At 32.3% G+C, this 14,897-nt stretch carries 12 protein-coding genes; all 12 read right to left on the reverse strand.

The window, feature by feature from the left end:
• Window positions 1-364: 364 nt before the first annotated feature.
• Window positions 365-2,437 (reverse strand): methyl-accepting chemotaxis protein, encoded by a 2,073-nt coding sequence (locus BN358_RS16740; RefSeq protein WP_019229682.1) that lies wholly within the window; start codon window positions 2,435-2,437, stop codon window positions 365-367.
• 31 nt (window positions 2,438-2,468) lie between these two features.
• Window positions 2,469-2,870: a bacteriohemerythrin gene (locus tag BN358_RS16745; RefSeq protein ID WP_019229683.1), complete on the reverse strand. Its 402-nt coding sequence runs from the start codon at window positions 2,868-2,870 to the stop codon at window positions 2,469-2,471.
• A 21-nt stretch (window positions 2,871-2,891) separates the two neighbouring features.
• Entirely contained in the window at window positions 2,892-4,454 is a 1,563-nt protein-coding gene (locus tag BN358_RS16750) for a bifunctional diguanylate cyclase/phosphodiesterase (protein WP_019229684.1), read from the reverse strand.
• Between the two features lie 156 nt (window positions 4,455-4,610).
• Entirely contained in the window at window positions 4,611-5,435 is an 825-nt protein-coding gene (locus BN358_RS16755) for a flagellin (protein ID WP_019229685.1), read from the reverse strand.
• 204 nt (window positions 5,436-5,639) lie between these two features.
• Window positions 5,640-6,944 carry a glycosyltransferase family 2 protein gene (locus BN358_RS22530; RefSeq protein WP_019229686.1) on the reverse strand — a complete coding sequence of 435 codons (1,305 nt, stop codon included), beginning with the start codon at window positions 6,942-6,944 and terminating at the stop codon, window positions 5,640-5,642.
• Window positions 6,945-7,118: 174 nt separating this feature from the next.
• On the reverse strand, window positions 7,119-8,249 hold the full coding sequence (locus tag BN358_RS16765; protein ID WP_019229687.1) for a polysaccharide pyruvyl transferase family protein: 1,131 nt from the start codon (window positions 8,247-8,249) through the stop codon (window positions 7,119-7,121).
• On the reverse strand, window positions 8,242-9,936 hold the full coding sequence (locus BN358_RS16770) for a glycosyltransferase family 2 protein (protein ID WP_019229688.1): 1,695 nt from the start codon (window positions 9,934-9,936) through the stop codon (window positions 8,242-8,244). Before BN358_RS16770 ends, BN358_RS16765 begins: the two co-directional genes overlap by 8 nt.
• A 38-nt stretch (window positions 9,937-9,974) precedes the next feature.
• A complete protein-coding gene (locus BN358_RS16775; RefSeq protein WP_019229689.1) occupies window positions 9,975-10,811 on the reverse strand; it encodes a radical SAM protein in 837 nt (278 codons plus the stop codon).
• Window positions 10,812-10,836: 25 nt separating this feature from the next.
• Entirely contained in the window at window positions 10,837-12,018 is a 1,182-nt protein-coding gene (locus BN358_RS22535; RefSeq protein WP_019229690.1) for an FkbM family methyltransferase, read from the reverse strand.
• A gap of 253 nt (window positions 12,019-12,271) precedes the next feature.
• Window positions 12,272-12,892 (reverse strand): DapH/DapD/GlmU-related protein, encoded by a 621-nt coding sequence (locus BN358_RS16785; RefSeq protein WP_019229691.1) that lies wholly within the window; start codon window positions 12,890-12,892, stop codon window positions 12,272-12,274.
• A gap of 2 nt (window positions 12,893-12,894) precedes the next feature.
• Window positions 12,895-13,812, reverse strand: coding sequence for a glycosyltransferase family 2 protein (locus BN358_RS16790; protein ID WP_232233361.1), 918 nt, complete (start codon window positions 13,810-13,812; stop codon window positions 12,895-12,897).
• Window positions 13,813-13,832: 20 nt separating this feature from the next.
• Window positions 13,833-14,606, reverse strand: coding sequence for a glucose-1-phosphate cytidylyltransferase (gene rfbF, locus BN358_RS16795; protein ID WP_019229693.1), 774 nt, complete (start codon window positions 14,604-14,606; stop codon window positions 13,833-13,835).
• Between the last annotated feature and the right edge of the window lie 291 nt (window positions 14,607-14,897).

Consider the following 14,897-nt stretch of genomic DNA (forward strand, 5'->3'; position numbering starts at 1 on the left):
TTGGCTATATCAACATCTATTTTTTGTTTCGAGAACAAATAATTAAGCGCCTGTGTTATTTTAACTTCATCTTCCACAATTAAGATTCTCAAATTTATTCCTCCTGCGATGATTTATACCTTTATAATAGCTTTAAATTCTTAATTTAACATTAATAATATGTTCATAAACAACTTTATTTGATTAATTATATAATACCTTATATTTTATTGCAAAATAATTTTACACTAAAAAATGAGCATTGCTGCCCATCTACTACTTATAAATTTACATTTCTTACAATATATATGTTCACCCATTACCGACAAATTTACATTACGTAGGGGCGGACCTCGTGTCCGCCCGCTGAATTACAATTTCTAAGTTAGCAATCTGTCTCTGCACTGCTAAGCTCATCAATGTCATGATCAATATCAATATCATCATTCTCTTCAGCAACATCAATATTGTGAGAATCTTTATGTAGACTTCTTAATTTTATATTCTCAATAAGACCCTTGAGCACTGCTGCCTGACTGCTCAGTTCTTCACTTGCTGCTGCACTTTCTTCAGCTGTTGCAGAGTTTGTCTGCACAACAGATGAAATTTGTTCTATGCCTGAATTTATTTGAGTTGCACCTAAAGCCTGCTGCTGAGAAGCTTCTGCAATACTTTCCACTATTGAAACTGTTTCATTTGTTTTATCTACAATCATTTTAAATGACTCAACAGTTTCGTCAGCTATTTTTGCTCCCTTTGAAATAGCATTCAGAGAATTTTCAATGAGCTGAGTTGTATTTTTAGCTGCTTCCGCACTTTTTGATGCAAGATTTCTTACTTCATCAGCTACAACTGCAAATCCCTTGCCCGCAGAGCCTGCTCTTGCAGCTTCAACTGCAGCATTCAGTGCAAGAATGTTTGTCTGGAAAGCAATGTCTTCAATTGCTTTTATTATTTTTCCTATTTGAACAGACGAACTGTTGATTTCATCCATTGCTTCAATCATGAGTTCCATATATTTTGTTCCGTTGTTCACATCTGAAGCAGTTTCTTCAGATATTATTTTCGCCTGCTGAGCACTTTTTGCATTTGATATAATCTGTTCAGTGATTTCATTTATTGTTGCTGCAAGTTCTTCTATAGAGCTTGCCTGTTCAGTTGCTCCCTGGGTAAGAACCTGAGAACCTTCCGCAACTTCTTCAGATCCACTGGCCACTTGTTCTGCGCTTATGTTTATGTTCTTAAATATGTAATTCAATGATTTAATGATCTGTACAACAGAATCTTTTATAGGTTCAAAATCTCCTAAATATTCTTTGTCCACAAATTGAGTCAGATCTCCGCTTACAATTGCCCCAAGATGATGGGAGATATCCTGTATGATTGCATTAAGTTCAACTATTGTCTTTTCCAAGGAATTTAAAAGAACTGCTGTTTCATCCTTGCTTTTTGTTTTTGGGACCTCACTGTGCAAATCACCTTCAGACAAAAGCTTCAACCTTTCTGCACACGCAATTATAGGATCTGCAATTTTGTTTGACATTTTAAATCCTAAGAATGCTGCAATCAATATAGACAATAACCCAAGAATAGCTGTTGCAATAATGCTGAAATTTGTGCTTTTCATATATTCGCCCTGGGGAACATCAATGAGCATTGCCCATCCGTCTGTTCCTTCAATTGGTGAATAGGACAACATATTATTTTTTCCTTCATTTTTATATGTTCCAAAGCTTGTTTCACCATTTAGCATTTTTTGCTCAAGTGAAGCCATTTCAACATTGCTTCCGTCAGTCTGGTTATTTAAAATCACATTTTCCAGATTTAAAACCTTGCTATATTCAGGATGTCCAATAATGTATCCTTCCTTGTCAATAATAGATGCAAAACCATCCTCTCCAATAACAACCTGGGAAGCAATATCAGTCAGAGTTTTTCCATCTATTTTTACTATGACAACTCCTTCTGCTGTTGAGCCGTAAACACCGTCTTTCCAAAGAGGGGCTGATACAATATAGTACATTTCAAATGTTGCCGAATCAAACTGAGCATCAGTAACAAACACTTCTCCATTCATTGAAGCAGTGTAATAATCCATGTGCTTTACAATTTCTGTTCCTGATGATGATGCTACAAATCCATCCTTATCAGCAACGTTTATGTCTTTTAGACCATGCATTGTTATTCTTTCATTGAAAATCTTGCTTTTTTCTTCCTGAGTTATGTCTTCACTTGTGAGCTGAGAAAGCAATCCTACTTCTGCTGCTATTGTTTTATAACCTTCAAGTCTCATTGTAACAACATCTGCAGATGATGCTGCAATTTCCTGCATTGTTTCTTCAAGAGTGTCAAATGTTACATTGTAAGTAAGGTATGAAGAAACTCCCCCTATTGCTATAACTACCACCAATATTATTACCGTAATGTTTAAAAACATTTTCCGTTTAATGCTGTTCATGCTAACCCCCTGTAAGTCAATTTTTATTTTATTATTTATACATTATGTGTGCTGCAACTTTCTTGTCTTCTGATTTAATATGGTTTATAAGCCACCCTCCCACAGAAGAGTTCACTTTTGCAACCAGCTGAATGGTTGCTCCATTTTCCTTGAATTCGTCGGCTATGTTTTTTACTGTAACTTTAAATGCTTCATGCTTTTCCTTGTGAACTTTGTAATCAGGATAAGATGATTTTAGCTGTAGCATTTCTTCATCAGCAAAATGTTTTATAACATAATCCTGCAAAAAATTAAGCGTCTTTGATACTTCATTTCTTCCTTTTCCCTGGCTGCAAGCATCTAGAAGTTCATTGATTGCATTTATCAATGATTTATGCTGTGAGTCAATTGACGGATTTCCTGTTTCTAATGATTTGTCCCAGCTGTATGCCATGATTTACCTTCCTTTTTAAAATTATGTTAAATTAAAATAGTTTGTTCTTCCGCTGCTGATGAGTTTTTCATAATCTTCTATAGGCTTTGGCTTTGAAAAAATAAAACCCTGTGCCATATCGCATCCTGTTTTCTTTAAAAAATCTACCTGCAAATCTGTTTCAACACCTTCAGAAACAACTTTAAGACTGAGTTTTTTTGCAATATCTACAATATGGTCCATTATTATCTGTGAACTGTTTTCTTCAATATGATTTAAAAATATTTTGTCCAATTTCAAGGTGTCTATAGGCATCTCCTTTAAGAGGCCAAGACTTGAATAGCCCGATCCGAAATCATCCATGGATATTTCAAATCCTTCATTTTTGAAGTTCTTCATCACTGCAAAAATACTTTCTTCATTGTCATTGTTAAAAACCACTGATTCTGTTATTTCAATTTCAATAAGGTTGTTTGGTATGCTGTATTTTTCCTTGATCTTGTTGTACTCTTCAACAAAATCGGTGTTTAAAAAATGAATCCTTGAAACGTTCACAGAAACAGGAACAACATCATATCCGCTGTCAATCCATTTTCTCATGTTGACACATACCTGTTCAAAAACATACTTATCCATTTTAATAATGAAACCGTTTTTCTCAAAAATGGGTATAAATTTGTCAGGATATAAAAGCCCAAGCTCCGGATGATTCCATCTGACAAGCGCTTCTGCTCCTGATAAATTCCCGTTTTTCACGCTGACTTTTGGCTGAAAAAACACCTTAAACTCATTATTGTCCAATGCCTTGTGCATGTCATCTTCAATTCTACGTGCTTCAATGAGACTGTTGCCGATACTATCATTGTAAATAGCATATTCACTGTTATAACCGTTCTTCAAATGACTTTTTGCAAATTCAGCTCTGTCGATAGCAACTCTAAGTGCAAGCTTATCATTATCAATAAAATAAATCCCCATGTTGACTGCAGGTTTTATATTTATTTTTTTCCAAATGCTTAAATATTCAATTTTATCAGATATATTAAACATTCTTTCAATGAGCTCATTTTGTTCTTCATATTCAAACAATACAAAAAACTTATCTCCCTCAGCTTTTCCAAAAACTTCACCTTTAAGTTCCTTAGAAAATATTTTGCATATTTTCTTAAGAATATCATCACCAACCTTGTAGCCAACACTGTTGTTGATGATGGTGAACTTTTTAATATCATAATGGATAAGTGCATACTTCTTTTCAATATTATTGTTTATCCGCTCTTCTGCATCTTTTATGAACATGAATTTATTTCTTACATTAAATACCACATCCATAGCTTCAGTATTTATGTCTTTGTTCAATCTACCATTATAATTTTTAAAATATATTGTTCCTTTCCTTATAATGAAATAAAATCCTATCTCCAATATTATAAAGACAAAATTGAATACAAGCAAAAGCTTATCTCGTAATGTAATATCCTCTCCCGGAGAAAACAAATCAAGTGTTGCAAGAATCATTATTACAGTGCAGAAGGCTGCCCCAATAACATAATGCTTAACAAATGGTTTGAATTTGGAAATTTCATCATTATTAATTTTTTTCACCTCCTGTGATTATTATCTCCATTTAGTTCTATCGGCATAATTTGACAAAAGTTTACAAATAATTTACCATTAGTAAACTTTTTTTATAATTTTAAACCGATACAAAAAAAACAGGGTGCAGTAAACTGCACCCTAATTTTTTGTATTAATTTAATATTACTGTAATAACTGTAATACGCCTTGTGGCTGTTGGTTAGCTTGAGCAAGCATTGCCTGAGCAGCCTGAGAAAGGATGTTGTTCTTAGTGAATTCCATCATTTCTTTTGCCATGTCAACGTCTCTTATACGAGATTCAGCAGCTGTTAAGTTTTCTGAAGTTGTTCCCAAGTTGTTGATAGTGTGTTCAAGTCTGTTCTGAACAGCACCCATGTTTGCACGCTCATCAGAAACCAGTTTAATAGCTGCATCAATTGTTGATATTGCCGTGTCTGAAGTTGCAGCATCAACTCCTAAATCGACACCGTCAACACTTAAAGCTGTTGCCTGCATATCTGCAAATGTTACAGTTATGCTTTGTCCAGTGTTAGCGCCTATCTGAAGTGTGAAGGCACCAGTAGTTCCTCCAGTTTGGTCAAGCAGGTTTTGTGTATTGAACTGAGTGGTTGTAGCAATTCTGTCAATTTCTTCAATAAGAGCCGCATTTTCCTTCTGGATTTCTGCTCTGTCATCATCCGTATTTGTGTCTGATGCTGACTGTACAGCCAGTTCTCTCATTCTCTGAAGAATTGAGTGAGTTTCATTCAATGCACCTTCAGCAGTTTGAATCATTGAAATTCCGTCTTCTGCATTCTTAGAAGCCATTTCAAGACCGTTAATCTGGCCTCTCATTTTTTCTGATATAGCCAATCCTGCAGCATCGTCGCCTGCTCTGTTGATTCTGTAACCTGATGATAATTTCTCAAGGTTCTTGCCTGTTGCTGAATTGTTTGATCCTAATTGTCTTAAAGAGTTTAAAGCGTTAATGTTGTGTTGAATTCTCATTTAATTACCTCCATGTAATTTAACTTGGGATCCTTCCCTATTATTTGTTGATATTTATTTTCAACATGGGCCCTGTGTTGAAAATAAATTATCTTTACATAATGTATATCGAAACAACTGGAAATAAGTTTAGCTTTTTATTAAATATTTTTTTCTTTTCTAGCAGGTATTAATAATATTTAATTTGCACTTCAGTTTCTCATATCAAATAAGCAACTGCGAATCTTTAACCACTTTCAATTCTTCGTCATTTAAAAGTCTCTTATAGTAGTCTGTTAATTTTTCATTTTTAATAATTGAACTTGCTTTTAATAAGTATATTTTATCTTTCAAAAGATTATAATCATATATTTTATTTAGAAATAAAGCAATAGATTCTTCTTTTTCTTGAGTTGAAAAAATACTTATTAATATTGTTAAAACTTCAAAATTGTATTTATCCGCATTTAACATAGAAACAGCTATTTTTACCGCTTTTGTTTTATCATTATCCATTAAATAGAGTTTTAAAAGGTCATTGAAGATTTTTTCTATTTTCCCCAATGCAAAGCATTCAATATCCTTATTGAAGTTTTCACAATAATAAATACACTTTTCGAAATAATCTATTGATTCTTTTATTCTATTGTCCCTAAATGATATAGTACCCATATGCATATAAAAATCTGGATAATCGGAAAAGTATTTAACCGCCTCAACAAAGATACTTTTCAAATCATTATAAGACTTTGACAATTTGATCATATTCATCATAATGGTGTTGTATATAATGCAATAATAATCAAAAATAGTTGTTTTATCAATATATTGTAATGACTTTAAACAATAATCGAGAGCTTCTTCATACTTTTTTTCAATGCTAAGCTGTTTGCTCAGATAAAGGTTCAACTTTGCATCCTGTGGGTTTTTTTCAAGTTCCTTTTTTAATAAATTGATATTACGTTCATTCTTATTTTTTTTATTAATCTCTTCAGCAGCATACCCTGTATGATATATTTTCAATAAATCACTTGCATCAGCTAAGACCAGATTTGAATTAGAAATTCTTGTATTACACAAAATCTCATGTACTCTCTTATTATATTTTAAATAGTCTTTTCTCTTAAATAATCTAGGACTAATATTTTTCGCTGTAGCTATTATATTATTATTTAAATCAATATTGATTAATTCACAAGTAATTCCATCAACTTGTTTATTTTCTCCTAATTTCTTTATACTATCTTTAATAGATGCAACAGAATTCTCTGAGAAATACTCATCGCAATCAAGGAATATTATCCAATCTCCCTTAGCCTTGTCTAATGCAAAGTTTCTTGCAGCACTAAAATCATCTACCCAGTCGAAATGAAACACTTTAGCTCCTATGCTTTCTGCTATTTCGACTGTTCTATCCGTGGAACCAGTGTCTATAACTATTTGCTCGTCAACCACTGATTTTAGATGACTTAGGCAGTGTTCTATATTATCTTCTTCGTTTTTTGCTATTATGCATTGAGATATATACATTTCTCTTCCTTTCTTACATACAATTATTAAATGTTATATTTAAATAACTCTGATTAAATAATCTTCTTTTTACCATAGAAACATGCTTAATTAATGCCATATAAAATATTCACCATTTAATCAATATCAGTTTATCGTTTATTTATTTTATAATTTAAATTTCTTTCTCTTATACTAATTAAGAAGTGAAATAGTTTTATTTGCATTATTTCTGCATAATTCATATTTTTTTTGAAGCATGTTTCTAATGTCATTTTCATTAAAAACTAATTTTATCAACTTTTTTTCTAAAGTTCTTTCTTCTATAAATTCGTCAAGAGGAACAACATAATCTTCACACCCCAAATCAAGAGCAATTCCTTCCGCCTTAACCGAATACCCTAGTGCCAAAACAGGTACACAGGATGAATATCCTGCAATTGTTGCGTGGGTTCTCGAAAAAATCCCTAACCTACAATTTGATATTATATATTTGTATTCAGACGCACAAAGCTTATCCGAAATTAAGCATACTCTATCTCTTTTTTCAATTAATTTATATAATTCATTCAGCAATTCATAATCATTATCCATTGACATTACAACATGAGGTATAAGAGCGATATTCATATCCGTATTATTTATCACATAATCAATGACATTTAATATATTCTGGACAATGATTCCTTTTCTCTCCTCTCTACGAATAATCAAAGGACTCAAATTTATTCCTAAAGTATTTCCAACAATAAAATTATTCGGAAGTTCAACTTTCTTTTTCTCCAATAAAAACGCAACATCAGAACACAACTCTACATTTTTTAATCCTTTTTCAAGCAATGAATTATAAGTAATGCTTTCTCTTGCTGTTATAAAACTATGTGATTTCAAGGTGTCAACCATTTCATCACACAACATAGACGGTTCTATTGAGCAACTCCATAAAACACTTTTTGCGCCTACCTCAATTGCCCTTTCATGAATTGCCTTCCATTTTCTCCAATTGTCATAGCAATAATTGTCACCGCCCACCGACAAGCATACGGTATCTTTATCTATTTTATCAATTGTTGATTTATATATGAGCTTATCATATTTTCCTTTTTCAGAAGAAGATTTATCAAGTTCAACATAGTACATATCTCGTTCACAATATTCATTTACATCAACTCCGAATTCAATATCCTGTTGTTTGAAATGAGTTGAAAGAATTATATAGCTATTGGAATAGTTACTTTTTATCAAATTTATCGTGCTTTTTATAATAGCCTCTGCACCATGATTATATGAACCTCCATGCCCGTAAAGTAAAAAATTCTTATTCATGTTCTACCTCCAAGCATTTTTTCCCCAGCCTTTTACGCAATTCGAAAAAATCCTCATCATTCTGTAAAAGCTGCCCAAATTCAGCAATCTCCTTTAAGGCTTCTTCATTGCGAAAGCAGTCAAGTAAGTACGAAATCCATATTTTTTTGAAATAAATATATGCTTTTGCATTATCTGAGGCGGCTGAAAGATTTTGTCCCAATAATATATAAGATTCTGCATCATTGTCCGCAACTTCCAATTCCTGCGAAACTTCAATAAACTCGTTCAATGCGCGAGAGAAGTTTTCCTTCAGCACCCAAAGAATTGTCTGTGAAAGAGCAACTGCTAAATCGGCACTAATGTATGCTATAATCGGATGTCTTGCAATTATCTCATGAATCAGGTCATCTATGTTCAACTCTGTTGAAGAACACGGACGTCTTTTTCGAATCTCTGTCAAGAGGGCAAAAAGTTCATCATCTGTTTTGTTCAGGGCATGGTATAAGTCAATCTCAAGCTTTGACAGCACGGTGATATCCGCATCATGCCTTTCAAACCAATTTTTAAGTTGTTCCAATACCCTATTGTAGTCCTTTTTTATTAAATCAATAACGGCTTCAGGCATTTTCTGTAGCAGACATTCTAAGCTTTCCGAAGCAATGAATTGCGATAACTCCAAGTTGATTGAAAAAATAATTTTTGTAGCTATTTGTGCGCCTTCCAACTTTCGACATTCATTTTGTTTGAGTATCCAATATACTATTATTTCAATGAGTTGCTTTATTTCTCCTACATATCCTCCACACCTGAGTAAATGTTGTGTATGCTCACAACTAAAAATATCATATAGACCAATTAATTTATCTGTGGTATCAATTTGTGCATTAAGCAGGACATTTAAAGTGTCTTTTATTGAGTTGAAATATATGGCAAGTAAAAATTCTTCGTTTTTGGGGCTTATAAAACCACACTTATCAATAAGAAAAGTACGGGCAGTGTCATCTAGAATATGGTCAGAAACAATACGCCTGTTATCAAATTTATAAGATCCGGAATTGGGAGATACATAATATTTATGTAGTGTTTCTGCAAGTATGCCAACACGTTCAGCGTTGTGGAAAGCTTCCATAGCAAAAAGAGTATCAGCACCATAATTAACAGTAAAACATTTATCAAAATTACATTTCCATAAAACGTCAAATGAATAAATTTTTCCCCAAACAGTCCTCATAAATTGATGGTATTGCGTGAAGTACTCGGAAAATCCCTGTCCCTTCAACAGTAAATTTTGTTTGACTTTTCTTTGTCCCATGGACTGTTTTGTGTGCGAATTACAAAAATCGCTTCCACAGGCAGAAATATCCAAACTATTTTTACGCATGAAATCAAGCATTCTTTCAATAAAATCCGGTTCATATTCATCGTCAGAATCGAGAGTACAATAATAGTCTATATTTTTATATCTTTCTTTCGCAAACTTAACAAAAGATATCGAATTCCAACCCTTACGGTTTATAATATTAGTTAGTACATATAAACGGTTATCTTGTTTTGCATATTCTTCCAAGATGGATGCTGTACCATCTTCAGATGCATTGTCAAGCATATAAAAAACATAATCATCATAAGTTTGCATAAGTATGCTATCAATTGCTCGCCGTATTGTATTTTCAGCATTGTAAGCTGCCATAAAAATAATAACCATGATATTTGGCCTCCTTTTATTCTTTATAAGCTTGTACCCTATAATAACTCAACTTCAAAGAGGTTCTCATCATCTGCCAGTTGGATTGCAGGTTTGCAATGTTCTACTTCACTTAATTTGCCTACACAATAAGCACAAGCAGGTGTATAAGGAGCCTTTAAAATTTCACGCACTTGAGTTCGTTTATCTTCTATACCTTTGGCTGAATAAAGATCAATACAAGAATCTTCACTCTTGGGAATAATCCCTAAGGATATTCTTCTTATGACACGAAAACAAACATAAAGCTCACCAGGCATTATAATGAAATTTCCACCTTTTCGATTTCCGCACCTGACTCCAAGATCTAGTAATTCGTCTTCAGTTCTATGTTTTATTCTATGATCAGTAAAATCTATCCAGCCACCATAATGCATATTATTCCCATAATATTTAAAAACGCGAAAAGGAATTTCAGCTTCACTTAAATCTTTTTGCAAATCCTGTGACATTTTAGATAGGGCTGGACCATAATCACTGATATTAACTTCTATTTTTGGCATCTGCTTGAGGAGAGATATCAGTTCATCTGTCATTAGCAGTGTTCCATTTGTAGTAAAAATAATCTTTCCAATTTGTTCAGCATGCTCCCCAACTTTTTGAATTACTGCATTCAAATCTTTGTGTAGTAATGCTTCGCCCCCAGCTATAGTAAAATTATCTACTCTATCAATAAGTTTAAAAAAAATATCAATAGAATTACATAATTCTGTTAAATTATAATCCTCTACTGCTCCATAATATGGGCTGAATTCAAGGCAATGCTTACATTTTAAATTGCACCTCAATGTAACAGGTAATGCTGTATTGGCAATATGTAAAATTTCGTTATTCATATATTATTACCTCACTTAATAGTAATTAAATTGCAAAAAGCACAGTTTGGCTAGATGAATAGAATGGATGCCTCAAATAGAATTTATAATCATCCCTGAAACTGAGAATCAGTTCAGGAATTTTTATAATATCCTCTGGCCTATGATAGACGCAAATTGCTAATCTTGGCTTATTCTTTATGATTATCTGCTCTGCACCAGATAGTGCTTGGTATTCAGCACCCTCAATGTCCATTTTAATAAATGTAACTTTTTCATCACCAATAAAATCATCCATACGACCAACCTTGATAGATGTTGTTCCCGCATTTTGTTTATCATTTGCTAGTGACAATTGGGAAGGTATATTATTAAAGAACGTAATTGTATCTGATTTATCCCAGCATCCAAAATCAAACAAAGTAAAATTTTTCGATCCATTTAAAGTTTTACGAATGTGTGAATATTGGCGTGAGTCAGGCTCGAATGCATAAACATGTTTATAATTTCCATTACACCATTCAATAAAAGCTTTTGAAGAGGCTCCGTCGAAAACACCGCAATCTACAAAGATTTCATTTGATGTTGGTATTAATCCCGGAAAGTCAAAATACTGCTTTTCACATATAGCGTTCACCTCTGACAAAATAGGATTTAAATCAAAGCAATGTTCATCAAAATCTAATCCGCTCTCCTGTATCTGTTTCTTGATTGCTTTTCGTGCCTCATTATTGCTTACAGCAATGCCAATATAGGTATTGTCTGTATAGTTTTGAGCAATAAATTCATCAAAGCGCATTATGGGTAGACCGCATAAAATATCACCACTACTTCCAAAATTATTGTCGATAATTCCTTTCCACTGTATTGAAGGTAAGCATTGTCGTACATACCAAAAAACCACTCCTGCACCAAATATATAAAGATTAACATTGGGATTGTTTACATACTTGGGCAACAACTTCTTCATGTTATCTTCATAAGATAATAGATATTGATTAAAATAGTTGTTCATGACAGAAAAATCCTTTGTCAATGAAAACGACAGACGTGCATTAAACAAATCCTGCGATTGCTTATCACCCAGTGCATTATATATTTGAGCAATAGATTCAACTTGACACTCCTCATACCCAGAACCCCAAAGGCTACGATTAAAATCATATTGAAACTGTGAGAGAGTATGTGCATTTATATTTTGTCTACCAGAAAATGTTTTATGTATCATATGAGTATTCCTCCTTTTAATAATTCTTAAATGTTTACTTAGTGACCACTCTGCAATTGCAGACGACACCTAGACTATTTCAATTTTTGTTTGTTTAAGGTATAGCGTGCTTAATAAATCTAAATAATTAGTATACTTTTTAATAATAAACTGAACAATCTAAAAAATTTCTCTATAAAGCATTTATCTATGTAATTATTAAAGCATAATTTGCATAACTACACACTGTACACTTTTTTCAATTAATACCATATTATTTCCACCTAATTTTTTCTTTTATTACTTTCGCAGGATTACCTACAGCTATACAGTTAGCAGGAATATCTTTGTTTACTACAGCTCCTGCGCCTATTATTGATCCGTTTCCTATGTTTACGCCCTTCAAAATAATTGCCCCCACTCCAATCCAAACATGCTTACCTATATTTATGGGCACGGATTTATTTAATATATTTTCGTCATCATCTAAAATAGAATGATGATCACCGTCATATATATATACATTACGTGCAATTGTAGCGCCATCACCTATTATTATTTTATTGCAGCATGCAATTACCGAATTGGAATTTAAATATCCTCTTCCTAAAGTCAATGTTGCATTTTTGAATACCTGTATAGTTGACCCATAAAACAATTTAAAGCGTCCGTCTATATTAAGCATGGCATTTTCCTGTAACTTGATATAACACTCGGCTTTCGATTTTTTAAAAGTGTCCGAATTTATATAGAAATCTTCATTCAGATTAATTTTTGCAGATTTATGAATATCCAAAACAGAATTTCTAAAAATTTTCAGTTTTCCGTTTTTTCTACATACATTTTTACTAAAATTGTTATAGTAAAAACTTTTTAGCATGTCTTCATTGTTCATTTTTATACCCTAATATATAAATTCATAAATTCTTTTTCAAATTCTTCAATATATTTCCCATAATAAAATTCATCATAATGTTTTGTTAACACTTTTTTTACATGCTCCAATTGCTTTGAACAGTTTGTAAGGTTATTTTTTTTAATCTTGTTGCACATTGATATCATATATGACCATTCACTGTACTGTGCGTATTCAGATATGTCCGGAAGAATTTTAGACAAATATATTGTTCTTTCCCTAAAAGCACTGAAATATTCATCCAGCTGTTCTGGAGTCAACAACATATCATTAGTTGTGAAGGATGAATTGTTTTTTTCATGTCTTGTGAAACAATATTTAGGCAATCCATTAACAACAACTTTACGTGCATTCGCTATATACTTATAAGTAACGCTTATATCATCATACTTGCCCGTCTCATTAAACCTAATGATATCAAATAAATGCCTTTTAATCATTTTAGTTGGCATTGCAGCATTGATTTTTTTTCTCTTAAGCAATTCAATGACAGCCTCCGGTGGAGTCAACTCCAAATATTCATCAAATAGGCAGTTAGGAAAAATTTTACCTTCAACTTTTTTAGTCGAACCACAGATTGATATATCCGCATTATTTTCAACTGCAAGATTATATAAAAATTCCAGCATGTCCGACTCTGCTATATCATCATCATCTACAAAAGTTATAAAATCACCTTTAGCTAAACTCAATCCTATATTTCTTCCTTTTCCTATGCTACTTTTTGGAATATGAATTACTTTAATTCTATAGTCTAATTTTGCATACATTTCTGCAATTTCGCCACTTTTATCAGTGGAACCGTTGTTCACTATTATAAATTCATAGTCACTTTCTGTTTGATTCAAGATGGATTCTATTGCTTCTGATATAAAATTTTCTCTATTGTAGGTAAGCATAATAACACTTATCTTCATATCTACCATACCTTCCAAGGTGCTCTATTTTTTTCCCATATGGAGTCAAGGTGATTTTTATCTCTTTGTGTATCCATACACTGCCAAAAACCTGAATGCTTATATGCTAATAATTCACCTTTTTGAGTTAACCTTTCTAATGGCTCTCTCTCGAGTATTGTACTATCATCTTTTATTAGATCAAATATTTCCGGTTCCAATACCATAAATCCGCCGTTAATCCAACCCCCGTCCTCTTTAGCTTTTTCAGCAAATCTTGCAATATTTTGATTTCCATCAATTTCTAATACCCCGAATTTACCACCTGGCTGAATAGCTGTCAATGTTGCAATTTTATTACTTTTATTGTGAAATTGAACTAATTCATTTAAATCGACATCACTGACACCATCTCCATATGTTAACATAAATTTTTCATGACCAACATACTGCTGAATTCTTTTTACTCTTCCTCCGGTTTGAGTATACAGACCAGTATCCACTAAAGTAACTTTCCAAGGCTCAGCAATGTTATTATGAATTATCATCTTATTATCATTTGTAAAATCAAATGTAACATCTGAGCAATGAAGATAATAATCTGCAAAGTATTCTTTTATTACATAACCTTTGTAACCGCAACATATGATAAAATCATTATATCCATAGTGAGAATATATTTTCATAATATGCCACAATATGGGCTTATCCCCTATCTCAATCATAGGCTTTGGTTTCAAATGCGATTCTTCGCTTATTCTTGTGCCAAATCCTCCAGCAAGAATTACTACTTTCATTTAATCCTCCAAAATACAATCAATTTAATAATTTGTAATAAGTTAATTAATATTAATAAAATTATAAAGAATATAAAATCAAGAATATATTGCACTTAATATTATATCGACACATTATTTATTTATTTTATGTTTTTAAGTTTATTATTGCAAATTTTATAAAAAATGCAACACTTCCTACTGTTAAGAAACAGGTAAAGCTGCGAGGATATTTTGTCAAACTATATTATGTCACAATTAAACTTATTACCACTTCACATATAGCTAATGAATATTTTATATTGCTAAATA

It is taken from the genome of Sedimentibacter sp. B4 (genome assembly GCF_000309315.1).
GTDB classification, from domain to species: domain Bacteria; phylum Bacillota; class Clostridia; order Tissierellales; family Sedimentibacteraceae; genus Sedimentibacter; species Sedimentibacter saalensis.

Excerpts from the sequence above, each read along its gene's own strand:
- BN358_RS16770 (WP_019229688.1), bottom strand. The coding sequence starts at position 9,936 with ATGGTTATTATTTTTATGGCAGCTTACAATGCTGAAAATACAATACGG.
- rfbF (WP_019229693.1), bottom strand. The coding sequence starts at position 14,606 with ATGAAAGTAGTAATTCTTGCTGGAGGATTTGGCACAAGAATAAGCGAA.
- BN358_RS16740 (WP_019229682.1), bottom strand. The coding sequence starts at position 2,437 with ATGAACAGCATTAAACGGAAAATGTTTTTAAACATTACGGTAATAATA.
- BN358_RS16755 (WP_019229685.1), bottom strand. The coding sequence starts at position 5,435 with ATGAGAATTCAACACAACATTAACGCTTTAAACTCTTTAAGACAATTA.
- BN358_RS16745 (WP_019229683.1), bottom strand. The coding sequence starts at position 2,870 with ATGGCATACAGCTGGGACAAATCATTAGAAACAGGAAATCCGTCAATT.
- BN358_RS22535 (WP_019229690.1), bottom strand. The coding sequence starts at position 12,018 with ATGATACATAAAACATTTTCTGGTAGACAAAATATAAATGCACATACT.
- BN358_RS16775 (WP_019229689.1), bottom strand. The coding sequence starts at position 10,811 with ATGAATAACGAAATTTTACATATTGCCAATACAGCATTACCTGTTACA.
- BN358_RS16765 (WP_019229687.1), bottom strand. The coding sequence starts at position 8,249 with ATGAATAAGAATTTTTTACTTTACGGGCATGGAGGTTCATATAATCAT.
- BN358_RS22530 (WP_019229686.1), bottom strand. The coding sequence starts at position 6,944 with ATGTATATATCTCAATGCATAATAGCAAAAAACGAAGAAGATAATATA.
- BN358_RS16790 (WP_232233361.1), bottom strand. The coding sequence starts at position 13,812 with ATGCTTACCTACAATAGAGAAAATTTTATATCAGAAGCAATAGAATCC.
- BN358_RS16785 (WP_019229691.1), bottom strand. The coding sequence starts at position 12,892 with ATGAACAATGAAGACATGCTAAAAAGTTTTTACTATAACAATTTTAGT.